Below are 15,912 nucleotides of genomic sequence, written 5' to 3'. Positions count from 1 at the left end.
GATGGCGTATCCCATGGCAATTCTGTCATAACAATGCGATAGTTCTCAAATTCGTTATGCAAATTTGCATAGGTTTCGTGAATGAACTGGGAAGACGGACGGCTGTTTCTCGCGGTTGCGCGGGCCGGGCAGATGCTAGGCGCCGCAAAGGCGCTCGGAATCAACCAGGCGACGCTCAGCCGGCGGATGGCAGCGCTGGAGAAATCGGTCGGAGCGAATCTCTTGATCCGGCGTGCCAATGGCTGCGAACTGACGGAAGACGGCGAGGCGCTTGCCGCATCGCTGGAGCGCATCGAGGCGGAATTCATGCAGGCGCAGTCGGTCCTGAGCGAAGCGGAACTGCAGGTGTCCGGCACGGTGCGCATCGGTGCGCCGGACGGGTTCGGTGTTTCCTTTTTGGCGCCGCGGCTGGCGGAATTCTCCAACCGTCACCCAAAGCTTACCGTTCAGCTCGTGCCCGTGCCGCAAGCCTTCTCGCTGTCGAAGCGCGAGGCTGATATCGCGGTGATGGTCGGCCGGCCGGAGCAGGGCCGCCTGATCGCACAGAAGCTGACGGATTACACGCTCGGCCTTTACGCCTCGCGCGCATACGCCGGAACGCATGGCCTGCCGCTATCGACCGACGGCCTGCGTGATCACCGGCTCGTCGGCTATGTGGAAGACCTGATCTATGCGGCGTCGCTCAATTATGCGGCATCCTTCTGGTCCGGGTGGCGGTCGCGGATCGAGATTTCGAGCGCGACCGGTCAGCTTGAGGCCGTGCGTGCAGGCGCGGGTATCGGCGTTCTGCACGATTATCTCGCCGCCGGCCATCCGGAGCTGGTGCCGGTCCTGCCGGAACTTTCGGCGCAACGCGCCTACTGGATCGTTCATCACGAGAGCCTGCGCGGGCTTGCGCGCATCAGGGCGGCGACCGGGTTTCTCAACGAGATCGTGAAGGCGGAAGCGGGGCGGTTCGTGCGCGACAGGTGAGACGGAAGGCTCGACACGAGGTCGCCGGACAAAACTTGTCCACCGCTCTCCAGCTTCTCCTATTCTCTTGATGCCCTCTCCCCGGATGCATTCTGTCCGACAAGGAGGGCGGGTGCCGGGGCGCGAAACGGAGAGTGATGAAACCGAATGAACTGGGACTTGGCGATAGAACGCAACCGCGAGGCACTCGAGCGCATCGTCATGGCGCTGTTCGCCCTGGTCGGTCTGGGTGAGGGCGGGAGCGTAGCCACGCTGCCGCGCCATCTGCGTTCGCTCGTGCTGCGCATCCTGCGCCCCGCTGAATCTGCTGTCCGTCGTCTGATCGTCATCGCGGCCCGCGGGGTGGTCGTCGAGGTGCGGAATATTCCCGGAGTTACTCCCGGGCCCGGCCCCAAGCCTCGATCCGCGAAGGTCGATACCGTCGGCGCGACACCGGCCCTCCCGCTGCTCGATCCGCTCAAGCGTTTTTCGTTCGTCCCGCCCCGACGTCGTCCCAAGTCGTTTCCGCGCATCACTTTCATTGGGCTTTCCGAACCAGCCCCGATCCCGGAAGACTGGTTCCCGTCGCCCGACGATCCCGTCAATGCGGAACGTCTCTGCTGCCGCCTGCACGCGCTGAAGCGCGCGCTGGACGATCTCCCCGGACAGGCCCGTCGCCTCGCTCGCTGGCGCGCTCGGTCCGAGGCCAGAACCGACGACCGCCCACGCCGTCTGTCGGTCCTGCGGCCCGGTTATCCGCCGGGACGCCGGAAACGGTTTCGCTACGAGGTCGACGAAGTGCTGCGGGAATGTCATTCCCTGGCGCGATACGCCCTGTCGCTCCCCGACACGAAAATACGGCGCGCGGCAGGGCATCGCCTCAAACACCAACCATATCTGTAACCCGTGGAGCGCCGCCTGCCATGGGCGGGCTGGCCGCGCGCGTATTCTCCAACAGTCATCCCGCGCCAATCGGATATGCGTCCGCCGGTAGCGCATTGCGCCCGATTAGCTTAACACGTGAACGATCATGCGCCGTTTTCGGCGCGGATGTTCACGGGTGGAGGCATGGGCATTCGTTTCTTTTCCGATCGGCACCGGCCGGTGCATATGGGACCGTATCCTCTGGAGCGGCTGGACCGGGCGGCGGCCATGCCCGATTTCGCCGATGTGCCGGCGATGGCGGGGCTCACATTCGAGCGGCCGGATAAGCCTGAAAGCCTGGTCAACGCCATGGGCGAATACCAGGCGATGCTGGACGCGATCCGCGACGGCCTCGTCAACAAGGCGAAAGCCGGCTGCCCGGATGACCCGGTCGAGCGCGCCAACCACATCAAGGGTTTCGGCTATTTTTCCGACGCCAGCATGATCGGGATTTGCGCACTGCCGGGAACCGCGTTGCTCGATGAACCGATCCGCAATCCGGCCATCGACCGGCTGGCGCATGATCTCAAGACCCGTCAGACCAAGACGCTGGCGTCGGGCATCGACATGATCATGGCCGATCTCAAGGAATCGATGGAGGCACCGCCGTCGACCATCGACGGGCACAGCCACGCGATCGTGTTTCTCTACGAATATCCGCGCGATCCGAGGCCGGACGAGCCGGGCGCGGAATGGATAATCGACGCGCAGGCCGAACGCGCCTGTTTGCGGGCTTCCGAGACCGCCGTCGTCATCGCCAACTATATCCGGCTCCTCGGCTTCGATGCTAAGGCGCACACCGGCACGTCTTCGGATGTCGATCTCAACCGGCTGACGGTCGCGGCGGGGCTGGCGCGCGCCGAGGGCGGCAGGCTGGTCAATCCCTATGCCGGCGACCGGTTCGGCGTCGCAGCGGTGACGACGACCTTCGCCATGGAAACGGATCTCCCGCTGGCGGCACTGTCCGAGCAACCGTTCTGGCGGACCAGGGGCCCGGCCTGGTGGGTCGGCGCAGGCATTGCGAAGAACGCCTTCAACCGCGAGCCATACGCCAACCGGCGTTTCGTCGACGGGGCGCATCCGTTCGAAAAGCTGAAGCGGATCGACGAGCCGACGACCTTCATCGATGAAGAGCGGGTAGCCCGGGTGCCGAAACGCACCGATATGTTCGCCCGCGCGCAATTCGGCGACATGGGCAGGGCCTGCCAGGACGGCGCGAAGGGCGGGCATTACGCGCGCAAGGCCGCGCCGTCGATGGGACAGCGCCGCGTGCTCGGCGCCTTTGTTCTGCTGCAGGACGGCGAGCCGGCGGCGGACATTCCGGCCACGGCGAAGGACGCACGACGCAACGCCGAAAACATCAAGGCGGCCAGTTACTTTCTCGGAGTCGATGCGGTGGGCCTGTCGCGTTGCCCGGACTGGGCCTGGTATTCGCACGACGCGACCGGTGAGCCGATCGATCCGCCGCACGACCAGGCAATTTCGATGATCGTCGACCAGGGCTACGAGACCATGGAAGGCGCGTCGGGCGATGACTGGATCTCGGTCGCCCAGTCGATGCGCGCCTATCTGCGCTTTTCGCTGCTCGGCGGCGTCATCGCCAGGCAGATCCGCAATCTCGGCTACAAGGCCAAGGCGCATACCGTTCTGGACGGCGAGGTGCTGCAGCCGCCGCTGCTTTTGTTGTCGGGCCTCGGCGAGGTCAGCCGCATCGGCGAGGTGATCCTCAATCCCTATCTCGGCCCGCGGCTGAAATCCGGCGTCGTGACGACGGACATGCCGTTGGCGCATGACAAGCCGATCGATTTCGGACTGCAGAACTTTTGCGAGAATTGCAATAAATGCGCGCGCGAATGCCCGTCGGGGGCGATCACGGCCGGACCGAAGCTGATGTTCAACGGTTACGAGATCTGGAAATCCGACAGCCAGAAATGCGCGACCTACCGTATCACCACGGAAGGCGGGGCGATGTGCGGGCGTTGCATGAAGACCTGCCCGTGGAACCTGGAAGGCCTGTTCGCGGAGGCGCCGTTCCGCTGGATGGCGTCCAACATTCCGTCCGCGGCGCCCTGGCTCGCGAAGCTGGACGACGCGGTCGGCAATGGCGGCCTGAACGACATCAAGAAATGGTGGTGGGATCTCGAGATCGAGGAGGACGGCGGTTACCGGCCGACCAGGCATCCGGTCAACCGGCGCGACCTGCAGATCGATCTCGACCTCAAATACGAGGACCAGACGCTAGCCGTCTATCCGGCCGATCTCGCGCCCCATCCGTGGCCCTATCCGTTCCCGATGGACCGGGAGAAGGGCATCGAGGCCTATCAGGCGCTGATCACGGCGGACGAATACAGGGCGCGACTGGACGAGGGCGACGAAAGCCACGTCCACCGTTACACCGCTGCCGGGGAAAGCCCGGTGCTGCGCGCCGTCGTTTCCAAGGCCGAGAAGATGACGGACGACGTCACCAAGTACGAGTTCCGCGCGCTCGACGGCTCGGACCTGCCGGAATGGGAGGCCGGCGCGCATCTCGATATCGTCGTCGCACCGGAATATCTCAGGCAATACTCGATGTCGGGCGATCCTGCCGATCGGTCGAAATACCAGATCGGCGTGCTGCGCGAGGACGAGGGCAGGGGCGGCTCGAAACTGATGCACCGCATCTTCGCCGAAGGCCGCAGGGTTTTCATATCAAAGCCGATCAACCATTTTCCGCTCGACGAGACGGCGACGAAAATCTTTTTGATGGGTGGAGGGATCGGGATCACGCCGATGATCGCGATGGCGCACCGGCTGCATGCCATCGGCGCGGATTTCGCGATGCACTATTCGGTCAGGTCCCGTGACATGGCAGGCTATCTGGACGATCTCGCCGATGTGCCGTGGCATGATCATGTCTATGTTCACGTAACTGCGGAGGGGACGCGGGCCGATCTCGACAAGGTGCTGTCGGGTTACGAGCAAGGCTGGCACGTCTATACCTGCGGACCGGACCGCTACATGCAGGGCGTGATCGAGGCGGCAGAGCGGCAGGGCTTTCCGGAGGAGGCGCGGCATCTGGAATATTTCTCGGTGCCGGACTTGCCGGAATGGGAGAACCATCCGTTCACTTTGCGGCTGGCGAAGTCTGGCAAGGAATTCCTGATACCGGCCGACAAGACCGCAACCGACGTGCTCGCGGAAAACGGGATCCATATCGACGTCAAATGCTCCGACGGTATATGCGGTGTCTGCAAATGCGGTCTGGTTTCCGGCTCGGTGGAGCATCGCGATTTCGTACTGTCGAAAAAACAGCGCGAGAATGCGATCATCCTCTGCCAGTCGCGGGCGGCCGAAGACGGCGGTATCGTCACGATCGATCTCTAGGGACAGACCATCATGCACATCGGATTCATCGGATTTGGCGAAGCCGCGCGGGCTTTTGTCAGTAGCCTGAAACCCCTCGGCACCGGACGCTTCACCGCCTTCGACATCCTGCAGGGCACGGACCGTTCGAGCGAGATCGAGAAGGCGTCCGCCGATCTCGGCGTTGCGTTGGGAGACGGCCCGGTCGCGGCTATCGAGGGTGCGAACTGGATCATCTCGGCCGTGACAGCAGCAAGCAGTCTCGAGGCGGCGCGATCCATCGAAAACGGGCTCACGGAGGGTCAGGTCTATGTCGACATCAACTCAGTCTCCGCGAAACGCAAACAGGAGACGGCGGCGCTGGTGCGCGGCAGGGGCGCCCGTTACGTCGACATGGCGGTAATGGCGCCGGTGCATCCGCGCGGGCACAGGACGCCGGTGTTGATCGCCGGCGATCATGGCGGCGAGATCGCCGAGGCGCTTCAGCGTCTGGAGTTCGATTTCACGGTCGTGGGTGACGAGGTCGGCGCGGCGACGTCGATCAAGATGATCCGCAGCCTGTTTGTGAAGGGACTTGAAGCAATCACCGTGCAGGCAATCGCGGCGGCGCGGCAGGCCGGCTGTTTCGACGAGGTCTACACATCGCTCTCGGGTTCCTACAAGGTGCTTGGCTGGCCGGATTTTGCCGAATACCAGTTCGAGCGCATGATGCGGCACGGCGTGCGCCGCGCGGCCGAGATGCGCGAATCCGCCAACTCCATGCGTGAACTGGGTTTTGCCAATGGTGGCGAATTGGCCGACGCGATCGCGAGCTTGCACGACGAGGTCGGAAACCTCGGATGCGCGGTCAGCGAGAATGACGATCTCGGAGCCATCGCCGACACCGTCTTGGCTGCGCGCAAGGCAAGCCGCTGAGCCACAACGACTTTCGAGGTCGATACGTGCTGACTGAAGGCAGTGAAATCTCTGTCGCGGCGGCGGCCTATAGAGAAATCTTATAGAAGGAGCCACGCTCGAATTGGCTGGCGCAATGTCGCTGCGCTAAACATTGTATTCTGTTCGCGAAAGCAACGGAGGAGGTCGCGCGGGCGCATTCGGGCCGCACGGAAAATTGCAGCTGTGAAACCAACATGAACGGCGGGATATGACCGAACCCTGTTTTGACATCGCCCATCTCGGGCATGTGGAAGTGCTGACGAACAAGTTCGAGGAAAGCCTCGATTTCTTCACCCGGGTCTACGGCCTGAAGGAAAGCGGTCGCGACGACGATTCCGTTTATCTGCGCGCTTGGGATGATTACGAGTTCCACACACTGAAGCTGACGCGCTCGGAGACGACGGGCGTTGGCCATATCGCCTATCGCGCCTCGTCGGAAGCGGCTCTGATGCGCCGGGTCGACGCGATCGAGGCAAGTCGGTTCAAATCCATCGGATGGGTGGACGGCGATCTTGGTCACGGCAAGGCCTATCGCTTCGAGGATCCGTTCGAGCATGTCTTCGAGATCTACTGGGACACCAGACGTTACGAACCCGGTCCGGAGGACACGCCGGCGCTGAAGAACCTGGCGAGCAAATTCCATGCGCAGGGCGCCTGCCCGCGGCGGCTCGATCACCTCAACCTTCTCGCCGAGGACGTGTCCGTCTTCCGCGAGTTCATGGTGACCTGCCTCGGCAGCCGCGTGACCGAGATGATCCAATTGGATAACGGCCGGATCGGCGGTTGCTGGTTCACTGTCAACAACAAGACCTACGATCTCGCCTGCACGGAAGAACATGGCGGCGGGCAGGGCCGGTTTCACCATGTCACCTATGCCACCGACCAGCGCGAGGACATCCTGCGCGCCGCCGACATCTTCCTGGAGAACGGTGTGCATATCGAGACCGGACCGCACAAGCACGCGATCCAGGGCACGTTCTTTCTCTACGTGTGGGAGCCAGCCGGCAACCGCGTCGAACTGGCCAATGCCGGCGCACGGCTGATCCTGGCGCCGGACTGGGAGACGGTCGTCTGGACCGAGGCGGAACGTAAAAAGGGCCAGGCCTGGGGCCTCAAGACGATCGAAAGTTTCCATACCCACGGTACCCCGCCGGTTCCCGGCAAACCGAACTCATAGGAGCCAAAAAGAATGGCAAACAAGACCGCATTGGTAATCAGCGCGCACTCAGCCGACTTCGTCTGGCGCTGCGGCGGCGCGATCGCACTGCATCAGAAACGCGGCTACGACGTCACGGTCGTCTGCCTGTCCTATGGCGAGCGCGGTGAAAGCGCCAAGCTCTGGAAGAAGGAAGGCATGACGCTCGAAACGGTGAAGACCGAGCGCCGCAAGGAAGCCGAGAACGCGGCCAAGGCGCTTGACGTCCACGACATCCAGTTCTTCGATGTCGGCGACTATCCGCTCAATCTCGGCCGCGAGACGCAGGACCGCATGGTCGATGTGATTCGCGCCGTGCAGCCGGCCTTCATGATGAGCCATTCGAAATGGGATCCGTACAACACGGATCACATGTATACGACCGACTTCGCGCTGACCTGCCGGATGATTGCCCAGGCCTGGGGGCACAATCCCGGCCAGAAGGTGCTCGGCGCGCCGCAGCTCTACCTGTTCGAGCCGCACCAGACCGAGCAGATGGAATGGAAGCCTGACGTCTTCCTCGACATCACCGAGGTCTGGGACAAGAAATGGGCGGCGATCCAGTGCATGCAGGGCCAGGAGCATCTCTGGCACTTTTACGAAAACGTCGCCGAGAACCGCGCCAACCACTTCAAGCGCAACTCTGGCGGCCAGGCGGGCGGCCGAGACTGCAAATATGCGGAAGGCTTCCAGTCGGTCTTCCCGCGCACCGTGGATGAACTGTGATGGCGGGATCGACGACAGAAGCGGGCGTCGTCGTCCAGAACATCGAGCGCGCCGACCAGGCGGTGATCGACGGTCTCGGCGAATGCGGCGTGGCGACCGTCCACGAGGCGCAGGGCCGCAAGGGCCTGCTCGCGGCCTATATGCGGCCGATCTATTCCGGCGCGCGCCTTGCGGCTTCCGCGGTGACCATCTCCGCGCCGCCCTGCGACAACTGGATGATCCATGTGGCTATCGAGCAGATCAAGGCGGGCGATATCCTCGTCCTCGCGCCGACCTCGCCGTCCGACGCGGGATATTTCGGCGACCTGCTGGCGACATCGGCCAAGGTGCGCGGCTGCAAGGGCCTGGTGATCGATGCCGGCGTGCGCGACACGCGCGACCTGACCGAGATGGAATTTCCCGTCTGGTCCAAGGCGGTCTTCGCGCAGGGCACAGTCAAGGAGACGCTGGGCTCTGTCAACGTGCCGGTTGTCTGCGCCGGCGAACTGGTCAATCCGGGCGACGTGATCGTCGCCGACGATGACGGCGTCTGCGTGGTGCGCCGCGAAGAGGCGGCCTCGGTGCTGGAAAGGGCGCGGGCGCGCGAGGCAAACGAGGCCGAGAAGCGGGCCCGTTTCGAGGCGGGAGAGCTGGGTCTAGACATATACAAGATGCGCGAACGGCTCGCCGAAAAAGGCCTCAAATATGTCTGAGGGCGTGCGCTGCATGTGGATGCGGGGAGGGACGTCGAAGGGCGGCTACTTCCTCGCTTCCGACCTGCCCGCCGACACCGCAGAACGCGACGTCTTCCTGCTGCGGGTCATGGGGTCGCCCGATCCGCGCCAGATCGACGGCATGGGCGGTTCCGATCCGCTGACGTCCAAGATTGCCGTCGTGAAGAAGTCGGAGCGCGAGGGCGCCGATGTCGACTACCTGTTCCTGCAGGTGTTCGTCGACCAGCCGATCGTCACGGATTCGCAGAACTGCGGCAACATCCTTGCGGGCGTCGGCCCGTTCGCCATCGAGCGCGGTCTTGTGCCGGCGCAGGATGGCACGACCGATGTGCGCATCTTCATGGAGAATACGGGCCAACTCGCCATTGCGACTGTCAATACGCCTGACTGCAAGGTGGATTACGCGGGCGACGCGCGCATCGACGGAGTGCCGGGCACCTCGGCGGCGCAGCCCATTATTTTCGAGGATACCGCCGGATCGTCTTGCGGTGCGCTTTTGCCAACGGGCAACGAGACCGACACGATCGACGGCGTCGAGGTGACGCTGATCGACAACGGCATGCCCTGCGTCGTCCTGTTGGCGGAGGACATGGGTATTACCGGCCGGGAAAAACCGGAAGAGCTGGAAGCCAATTCGGATTTGCGCGCCAAGCTCGAAAGCATCCGGCTGAAGGCGGGTCCGATGATGAACCTCGGCGACGTGTCCGAGAAGTCCGTGCCGAAGATGACGATGGTCAGCCCGGCCATGCAAGGCGGTTGCATCTCGACGCGGACCTTCATTCCGCATCGCTGCCACAAGGCGATCGGCGTGCTTGGCGCGGTCAGCGTCGGCACGGCGTGTCTGCTCAAGGCGGGTCCGGCTGCCCGTATCGCCATGATTCCGGACGGCAATCCGAAGACGCTGTCGGTCGAACACCCGACCGGCGAATTTTCCGTGGTCGCCACGCTGGACGATACTGGCGAAGTGGTTTCCGCGGGGGTGCTGCGCACGGCCCGCAAGCTGATGGACGGCGTGGTCTTTACCTGAGGACGATTTCCGAGGGCACGTCGCCCGGCTTGTCGATCATCATCACGGCGGCCGGGCCACGACAAGGCAGCCGGCGGACCCGATCGGCGTCTAGGATACGCACGCTGGGACGAACCAAAGCGATCACCGCGCCCTCGAAGGCGCTTTGTGCTTCGCCGCCCGCATGGCGCAACCAGCGGGCGTGGAGCCGGTCATAGGCCGTTGCGATGCCGCCATAGCGGTTCAGGACCTCGCGGGTGGACTCGGATTCGGGTGTCATCGGAAGAGCTTTCGGGCGAGGGCGCCCCGGCTCTCGGCGGCCCAGGCGCGGATCGTCAGTTGCAGCACCAGGAGGCGATGGCGCGGACGTGGCGATGGTCGGTACCGCAGCAGCCGCCATAGACGCGCAGGTTCGGAAGCGCCGACGAGAGGTTGGCGTAGTCCCGGCCAAGTTCGTCGGGATTGCCATCATCGAGCGTTTCAGACGCGTCGAGTTCCGCGTGGCTCTTGCGCGAGGCATTGCCGCGCAGGCCCTGGATTCGCGACGTCCAGCCGGTTCCGTCATCGACCAGCGCATCGGCGAAATGGTCGGGATGGGCGCAATTGATCATGTAGTAGGCGGGCGCATTGCCGGTCGTGGAATCCGTCTCGCGGATCGCCTCGCCGAGCGACTGGCCGGAGGGCAGGCGGCCGTCAGTCTCGACGGTGAACGAGATCGCGACCGGCATGCCGGCAGACCTTGCGGCGCGGGCGATGCCGATCGCTTCTCCGGCATGGGTCATCGTGACCGCGGTGATCATGTCGGCTTTCGTGCCGGCGAAGGTTTCGACCTGATGGCGGTGATAGGCCTCGGCCTCGTCGCCGCTCATCTGCGATTCCGGCGAATAGCCGTCTCCGCGCGGACCAATGCAGCCCGAAATGACGATCGGTTCGTCGATGCCGGCGCCTTGCCGCAATTCGTCCATCAGCGCGATGGCGTCGCGGTTGTAGCGGGCGATGGCGTTGGCGTCGTGGCCAAGTTGTTCGCCCCAGCCGCGCGAGCAGCGCCAGGTCGGGCTTTCGAGCATGAAGCCCGAGCCGGTGTCCCTGGCGATGTCGATATAGCGTGCATAGTATTCACGCAGGTTATTGCGCCCCTCGTCGCTGTCCAGCAGTACATAGGCGGCGAAAAACGGCAGGTCGATACCCTCGTGGAAGACCAGCGTGGTCTCGAGGCCGCCATCGGTGAGCAATGTCCGGCCGTTCATTTGCGGTAGCGCGGTTCGGTATGATGCATTCGTCATTTGCCTGTTTCCTCGTAAATCCAGATTGGACGGGGCGCGCGGTAACCGGACGGCGCGACGAGTGTCTGCCCTCGCACAACGCGATTTGCCGGTCAAAAAGGCCTGTCCCCGGTGGCCTGGAACTTGGATTTTCCTGTCGCGCAGGGATAGAAAGAACGTGGTGCGGAAAAGCGGATCGGATTGTCTCTGTCTTTTCAGTGCTCTAACGAAAAGCAGTTCGGTCGGAACGGAGAAGGCCCGAAAAAACTGTACCGTGGGTACAGTCTGCGGAGGTGAGGATGCGCAAGGGACGTGCCACACGTGAAAAGCTGATGGACATCGCGGAAGCGGCGATCCTGTCGAAGGGATTCGGCGCGACCTCGATCGAGGAGATCATCGCGGAAGCCGAGATCACCAAGAGCGGCTTTTTCTATCACTTCAAGGACAAGAACGAGTTGGCGCGCGCGCTTTTGCTGCGCTATCTCGCGAGCGAGGAGCAAATCCTCGACGGCCTGTTCGGCCGCACGCGCGAACTGCATGACGATCCATTGCATGCTTTTCTGATCGGACTGAAGCTGTTCTCGGAGATGATGGCGGATTTGCCGAGCGGGCATCCCGGATGCCTTGTCGCCACCTATTGCTACAATGAGAGGCTGTTCGACCGGGATGTCCGGGAGATCAACCGGCAGGCGGTGCTGCAATGGCGTCAGAGGTTCCTGCAAATTTTCGAGGAAATCGTCGCGATCTATCCGCCGCGCGAAGAGGTGGATATGGAGGATCTGGCGGACATGGTATCCAATACGGTGGAAGGCGGAATCGTGATGTCGAAGGCGGTGAACGATCCCAAGGTGCTATCGCGGCAGATCCTGTTGTTCCGCTCCTACGTAAAACTGCTTTTCCTGCCGACGCAAAACTGATCCGACACGAGAGGTTTCCCGATGTGGTTTTCCCGTTTCCTCGCCGAGCTTCTTGAAGCCGTCAATCCGGGGCTGGCCGCGGTCATCGTCGCCGCCGGCGGTTATCTCGGCTATCGCTGGGCCGACGGCATAAACGAGAACCTGACGTTTGGCGCCGGCCTCGGCGTGGTCGCCGGGCTGATCGTGGCGGCGCTGGTCTGCGGGTTGATCGCCAATCTTTCGCTGATCGAACAGCATCTGGCCCTGATCGCGGACGACATCGAGGAAATGCGGGCGCGCGAAGCGGGCGAACTGGACGACGAAGACGCCAAATAAGAAGGGCGGCCTTGTGGCCGCCCTTTCAGTCTTCCCGTCCCGCCCCGATCAGCTCAGCGGAACGATCTGGATTTCCACGCGACGGTTCTGGGCGCGGCCGGCCTCCGTCGAATTGTCGGCGATCGGGCGGCTTTCGCCGAAACCGGTCGCAACCATGCGCTGTTGGTTGACGCCCTGCGTCGTGAGATAGCTCAGAACGGCATTGGCGCGGCGCTGTGAGAGCGCTTGGTTGTAGCTGTCCGACCCCGTCGAATCGGTGTGGCCGTAGATGTCGATCAGCGTCTGGTTGTATTTACGCAGCACAATAGCAACCGAATCGAGCGTCGAGTAGAAAGCCGGGATCACCTGGTCCTGGTCGGTCGCGAAGGTGATGTTCGACGGCATGTTGAGAATGATATTGTTGCCGACACGGGTGACGCTGACGCCGGTGGAGGCGAGCTGGGCGCGCAGATCCGCTTCCTGGCGGTCCATGAAGTTGCCGATCGCGCCGCCGGCAAGAGCGCCGATGCCTGCCCCGATCAAGGCGTTGCGGCGGTCGTCGCCGCCAGCTGCGAGGCCGGCAAGTGCGCCGACACCGGCGCCGATCGCCGCTCCGCCCGCCGTTTTGGAAATCTGCTGCTGGCCGGTATACGGATTGGTGGTCGTGCATGCCGCCGTGAAGACGAGAAGCCCCGCCATTGCCGCGATTGTTGTCTTCTTCATGAAAAGGTCCTTTCCCTCGGAACAGATAAATCAATATTGGCCCAGTGAGCCATTCGCGCGACCCTAAAGTCACAATTCAGGCCAAATTGGGTCAGGAATCCCCCGATTTCGCCATCGCATTGCAGGCCACGTATAGCGACAGCGCGGCGGCGTTCGACACGTTGAGCGACTTGATCGCTCCGGGCATGTCGAGACGGGCCAGATTGTCCACTGTTTCGCGCGTCTTCTGGCGCAAGCCCTTGCCCTCGGCGCCCAGAACGAGGGCGACTTTCGAGCCGGAGACCGTCTTTTCGAGAATTCCGGGCCCCTCGGAATCGAGCCCGATAGTCTGGAAACCGATTTTTGAAAGCGTCTCGATGGCATCCGCGAGATTGCGAACCTCGATATGGTCGATGTGTTCCAGCGCGCCCGAGGCGGCCTTGGCGAGCACGCCCGATTCGACGGGGCTGTGGCGCGCCGTGGTGACGAGCGCACCGGCATTGAAGGCAACGGCGGAACGCAGAATCGCGCCGACATTGTGCGGATCGGTAACCTGATCGAGCACAAGGACGAGGCTGGTGTCGCCGAGCGCTTCGATCCGCTTCGGTTTCAGCGGTCTGGTCTCCAGCGCCGCGCCCTGGTGCACGGCGCCATCGCCGGTCAGGCGGTCGATGGCCTTCGGTTCGACGATCTCGACCGGGCAACGCGCCGCGATTTCATCGGCAAGATCGAGCCGGGCGAACGCATTGCGTGTCGCCAGCAGGCGTATCGGCCGGCGGTCCGGATTTTCCACAGCCGCCTTGACCGAGTGCAGGCCGTAGATGACGACATGGTCGTCGGCGGGCGAAGGCGGGTTGGCTGCGCGGTGCGCTCGGCGAAGGCGCGCATAGTGGCTGTCCTTGCCGCTGCTTTTGGGATTGTTGTCGCTCATCAGCGCCCCTTAGCGGATTTGAACCGCTTTAGCGATCATCTTATGTCGATGTTGGCGGGCATGACGCGAAAAACCGGATATGCGTGTTGACAGGTAATACCCGTCCCTCCATAAGGCGCACCGCGGTCACAAGGCCGTTGTGCTCCGGCGCCAGTTCTGGAGGAGTGCGTGAGTGGTTAAAACGGACGGACTGTAAATCCGTTGCCTATGGCTACGTTGGTTCGAATCCAACCTCCTCCACCACTGGGCCGGAAGACGAATCCGCGGGCGGGTATAGCTCAATGGTAGAGCAGCAGCCTTCCAAGCTGAATATGCGGGTTCGATTCCCGCTACCCGCTCCAGATTTCAGCGCCCACTTTCTTTGATGCCGCGAACTATTTTACGGCTGGAATGCACCTTGCGGCGGGACCGGATCCGCGGCCGGTCCCGAATTTCCGTTTGTCAGGCGAATCGCTCGATCGTCTTCACGCCGACCATTCCGCCGATGACGATCGACACGAAGGTGATGGCCGACCCGATCGCCAGCGTCGAAAAACCGGTCAGCGCCTGGCCGACGGTGCATCCGAGCGCAAGCACGCCGCCGATGCCCATCAGGGCGGCGCCGAACATGTTGCGCACCGAATCCTTTGCATCGGCGAAGCTTGTCAGTGCAAGCCGGCCCGAGACCGTCGCGCCGAGGAAGCCGCCGAGCAGCGCTCCCGCCGTCGTCGTCACGGCGAAGCCCGGCGGGCCGAGCGCGGTGTAGCGCATCAGGTAGTCGAGCGTGTCACCCGTCGGGCGGACATAGGACAGCGAGATCAGCTGCACCGGCACATCGGCGAAATCATCGGCTGCAAGCCCGGTCAGGAACCATCCGGCCACGATGCACAGGCCGATCCCGAAGCCGGCGACCATATCGCGCCGCGAGGCGCGGAAGCCGCGGTCCTTGAAGCAATAGATCAAAAGCGCGCCGGCAATGACGAACACGGTCAGGAGCTTCGCAATATCGCCGGACATTCCGGTGAGCGTCGAAACCAGGTCGCCGATGCGCTGCGTTTCCATGCCGCTTGCGCTCAGATCCACCGAAGCGGGATCGAAAAGGGCGACACGCAACGGGCCGATCAGGCCACCGATCGTCATGAAGGCGAAAATGCCGGTAATCAGCAGCACCACTACGGACCGCAGGTCGCCGCCGCCGGCGCGCACGAGATTGCGGCTGATGCATCCGCCCGCGAATACCATGCCGAAACCGAAAATGAGCCCGCCGACGATGTTGGCGAGCCAAGTCAGGTTCGGCGTCAGATACATCGAATCCGCCATGTCGGCGACGCCGAGCGCCTCGATGCCCGCCACGCCGAGTATCGCGACGGCGCAAGCGAGCAGCCATGCCCGGAACCGGTTGTAGCTGCCAAAAGACATGATGTCCGAGATGGACCCCATGGTGCAGAAATTGGTTTTGTAGACCAGGTAGCCGAACAGGACGCCGATCAGCAGTCCGCCCCAGCCAACATAGAACGCCGCGGATTCGACCACGACCTCCCGCCATTGTTCAATCATCGCCACTCCTCCCAGATGCGAGCCGGAATCGGGCGCTGAAAGCCCGACCGGCTGCGCAGGGAGGTATCCTTCCCGAAGAATTTACATATTTCAATGCTTGAATTTGAGCGGCGGACATGGCGCGGCCGAAAATTGTTGTTGTCAACATGGCGGCGGGACGGATATCAACGCGGCACAGGCGGGTGTAGCTCAATGGCAGAGCAGAAGCTTCCCAAGCTTACGACGAGGGTTCGATTCCCTTCACCCGCTCCACCGCATGTTCGGCGCATCGGACGGGCAACGGCGCGGTGGCAATTTTGCCTTGCGAATGATGGTTTAAAGCCTTATGTCCCCCGGCCAAACATGGGGTCCCATGTTCGGCCACCCAAACAGACAGGAAAAGGTATATGGCGAAGGGTAAGTTTGAGCGCACGAAGCCGCATGTGAACATCGGCACGATTGGTCACGTTGACCACGGCAAGACGTCGCTGACGGCTG

General features: G+C 62.9%; 16 protein-coding genes and 3 tRNA genes. 14 read left to right on the top strand and 5 right to left on the bottom strand.

Annotation, left to right across the window (positions count from 1 at the left end):
• Positions 1-81: 81 nt before the first annotated feature.
• From IG169_RS23550 to IG169_RS23515, 8 genes are all read left to right on the top strand, one after another.
• Positions 82-972, top strand: coding sequence for a LysR family transcriptional regulator (locus tag IG169_RS23550; protein WP_193178724.1), 891 nt, complete (start codon positions 82-84; stop codon positions 970-972).
• A 147-nt stretch (positions 973-1,119) separates the two neighbouring features.
• Positions 1,120-1,854, top strand: coding sequence for a hypothetical protein (locus tag IG169_RS23545; protein ID WP_193178723.1), 735 nt, complete (start codon positions 1,120-1,122; stop codon positions 1,852-1,854).
• A gap of 165 nt (positions 1,855-2,019) precedes the next feature.
• On the top strand, positions 2,020-5,238 hold the full coding sequence (locus IG169_RS23540; RefSeq protein WP_193178722.1) for a reductive dehalogenase: 3,219 nt from the start codon (positions 2,020-2,022) through the stop codon (positions 5,236-5,238).
• Between the two features lie 12 nt (positions 5,239-5,250).
• On the top strand, positions 5,251-6,132 hold the full coding sequence (locus tag IG169_RS23535) for an NAD(P)-dependent oxidoreductase (RefSeq protein ID WP_193178721.1): 882 nt from the start codon (positions 5,251-5,253) through the stop codon (positions 6,130-6,132).
• Between the two features lie 229 nt (positions 6,133-6,361).
• A complete protein-coding gene (locus IG169_RS23530; RefSeq protein WP_193178720.1) occupies positions 6,362-7,330 on the top strand; it encodes a VOC family protein in 969 nt (322 codons plus the stop codon).
• A gap of 12 nt (positions 7,331-7,342) precedes the next feature.
• Complete coding sequence (locus tag IG169_RS23525; protein WP_193178719.1) at positions 7,343-8,074, top strand: PIG-L deacetylase family protein; 732 nt, start codon at positions 7,343-7,345, stop codon at positions 8,072-8,074.
• Positions 8,074-8,766: a 4-carboxy-4-hydroxy-2-oxoadipate aldolase/oxaloacetate decarboxylase gene (locus IG169_RS23520; protein ID WP_193178718.1), complete on the top strand. Its 693-nt coding sequence runs from the start codon at positions 8,074-8,076 to the stop codon at positions 8,764-8,766. Before IG169_RS23525 ends, IG169_RS23520 begins: the two co-directional genes overlap by 1 nt.
• The gene (locus IG169_RS23515; protein WP_193178717.1) at positions 8,759-9,814 is read left to right on the top strand and encodes a 4-oxalomesaconate tautomerase; all 1,056 of its coding nucleotides are present in this window, start codon (positions 8,759-8,761) and stop codon (positions 9,812-9,814) included. The genes IG169_RS23520 and IG169_RS23515 overlap by 8 nt, the downstream gene beginning before the upstream one ends.
• On the opposite strand, the gene IG169_RS23510 is transcribed toward IG169_RS23515, so the two are convergent.
• Both IG169_RS23510 and IG169_RS23505 read right to left on the bottom strand, forming a co-directional pair.
• Positions 9,807-10,073, bottom strand: coding sequence for a hypothetical protein (locus IG169_RS23510; protein WP_193178716.1), 267 nt, complete (start codon positions 10,071-10,073; stop codon positions 9,807-9,809). The two genes, IG169_RS23515 and IG169_RS23510, sit on opposite strands and share 8 nt — an antisense overlap.
• 55 nt (positions 10,074-10,128) lie before the next feature.
• Positions 10,129-11,076 carry a homocysteine S-methyltransferase family protein gene (locus IG169_RS23505; protein WP_193178715.1) on the bottom strand — a complete coding sequence of 316 codons (948 nt, stop codon included), beginning with the start codon at positions 11,074-11,076 and terminating at the stop codon, positions 10,129-10,131.
• 278 nt (positions 11,077-11,354) lie between these two features.
• Between IG169_RS23505 and IG169_RS23500 the strand changes: the two genes are divergently transcribed.
• Both IG169_RS23500 and IG169_RS23495 read left to right on the top strand, forming a co-directional pair.
• The gene (locus IG169_RS23500; protein ID WP_193178714.1) at positions 11,355-11,972 is read left to right on the top strand and encodes a TetR/AcrR family transcriptional regulator; all 618 of its coding nucleotides are present in this window, start codon (positions 11,355-11,357) and stop codon (positions 11,970-11,972) included.
• A gap of 21 nt (positions 11,973-11,993) precedes the next feature.
• Entirely contained in the window at positions 11,994-12,287 is a 294-nt protein-coding gene (locus IG169_RS23495) for a hypothetical protein (RefSeq protein ID WP_193178713.1), read from the top strand.
• Between the two features lie 48 nt (positions 12,288-12,335).
• Here IG169_RS23495 and IG169_RS23490 read toward each other — a convergent pair whose 3' ends face one another.
• Positions 12,336-12,989, bottom strand: a complete 654-nt coding sequence (locus tag IG169_RS23490; RefSeq protein ID WP_193178712.1) for a YiaD family glycine zipper/OmpA-like lipoprotein — start codon at positions 12,987-12,989, stop codon at positions 12,336-12,338.
• Positions 12,990-13,080: 91 nt separating this feature from the next.
• Complete coding sequence (locus IG169_RS23485) at positions 13,081-13,899, bottom strand: TrmH family RNA methyltransferase (RefSeq protein WP_193178711.1); 819 nt, start codon at positions 13,897-13,899, stop codon at positions 13,081-13,083.
• Between the two features lie 158 nt (positions 13,900-14,057).
• Between IG169_RS23485 and IG169_RS23480 the strand changes: the two genes are divergently transcribed.
• Both IG169_RS23480 and IG169_RS23475 read left to right on the top strand, forming a co-directional pair.
• Positions 14,058-14,142 (top strand) — tRNA-Tyr (locus IG169_RS23480).
• 24 nt (positions 14,143-14,166) lie between these two features.
• Positions 14,167-14,240: transfer RNA gene (locus IG169_RS23475), tRNA-Gly, on the top strand.
• Between the two features lie 100 nt (positions 14,241-14,340).
• Here the strand turns inward: IG169_RS23475 and IG169_RS23470 are convergent.
• Complete coding sequence (locus IG169_RS23470) at positions 14,341-15,435, bottom strand: YeeE/YedE family protein (protein WP_193178710.1); 1,095 nt, start codon at positions 15,433-15,435, stop codon at positions 14,341-14,343.
• Between the two features lie 178 nt (positions 15,436-15,613).
• Between IG169_RS23470 and IG169_RS23465 the strand changes: the two genes are divergently transcribed.
• Together IG169_RS23465 and IG169_RS23460 are read left to right on the top strand one after the other, a co-directional pair.
• Positions 15,614-15,687: transfer RNA gene (locus IG169_RS23465), tRNA-Gly, on the top strand.
• A gap of 134 nt (positions 15,688-15,821) precedes the next feature.
• Positions 15,822-15,912, top strand: a 91-nt coding sequence (locus IG169_RS23460) for a GTP-binding protein (RefSeq protein WP_246717558.1), incomplete at its 3' end; no start/stop codon positions are given.

It is taken from the genome of Oricola nitratireducens (assembly GCF_014904745.1).
GTDB classification, from domain to species: Bacteria; Pseudomonadota; Alphaproteobacteria; order Rhizobiales; family Rhizobiaceae; genus Oricola; species Oricola nitratireducens.
This window is presented reverse-complemented; position numbering and strand designations above follow the sequence as displayed.

Bases quoted from the DNA above. Each gene is read 5' to 3' on its own strand.
- IG169_RS23550 (WP_193178724.1), top strand. From the start codon at position 82: ATGAACTGGGAAGACGGACGGCTGTTTCTCGCGGTTGCGCGGGCCGGG.
- IG169_RS23545 (WP_193178723.1), top strand. From the start codon at position 1,120: ATGAACTGGGACTTGGCGATAGAACGCAACCGCGAGGCACTCGAGCGC.
- IG169_RS23540 (WP_193178722.1), top strand. From the start codon at position 2,020: ATGGGCATTCGTTTCTTTTCCGATCGGCACCGGCCGGTGCATATGGGA.
- IG169_RS23535 (WP_193178721.1), top strand. From the start codon at position 5,251: ATGCACATCGGATTCATCGGATTTGGCGAAGCCGCGCGGGCTTTTGTC.
- IG169_RS23530 (WP_193178720.1), top strand. From the start codon at position 6,362: ATGACCGAACCCTGTTTTGACATCGCCCATCTCGGGCATGTGGAAGTG.
- IG169_RS23525 (WP_193178719.1), top strand. From the start codon at position 7,343: ATGGCAAACAAGACCGCATTGGTAATCAGCGCGCACTCAGCCGACTTC.
- IG169_RS23520 (WP_193178718.1), top strand. From the start codon at position 8,074: ATGGCGGGATCGACGACAGAAGCGGGCGTCGTCGTCCAGAACATCGAG.
- IG169_RS23515 (WP_193178717.1), top strand. From the start codon at position 8,759: ATGTCTGAGGGCGTGCGCTGCATGTGGATGCGGGGAGGGACGTCGAAG.
- IG169_RS23510 (WP_193178716.1), bottom strand. From the start codon at position 10,073: ATGACACCCGAATCCGAGTCCACCCGCGAGGTCCTGAACCGCTATGGC.
- IG169_RS23505 (WP_193178715.1), bottom strand. From the start codon at position 11,076: ATGACGAATGCATCATACCGAACCGCGCTACCGCAAATGAACGGCCGG.
- IG169_RS23500 (WP_193178714.1), top strand. From the start codon at position 11,355: ATGCGCAAGGGACGTGCCACACGTGAAAAGCTGATGGACATCGCGGAA.
- IG169_RS23495 (WP_193178713.1), top strand. From the start codon at position 11,994: ATGTGGTTTTCCCGTTTCCTCGCCGAGCTTCTTGAAGCCGTCAATCCG.
- IG169_RS23490 (WP_193178712.1), bottom strand. From the start codon at position 12,989: ATGAAGAAGACAACAATCGCGGCAATGGCGGGGCTTCTCGTCTTCACG.
- IG169_RS23485 (WP_193178711.1), bottom strand. From the start codon at position 13,899: ATGAGCGACAACAATCCCAAAAGCAGCGGCAAGGACAGCCACTATGCG.
- IG169_RS23470 (WP_193178710.1), bottom strand. From the start codon at position 15,435: ATGATTGAACAATGGCGGGAGGTCGTGGTCGAATCCGCGGCGTTCTAT.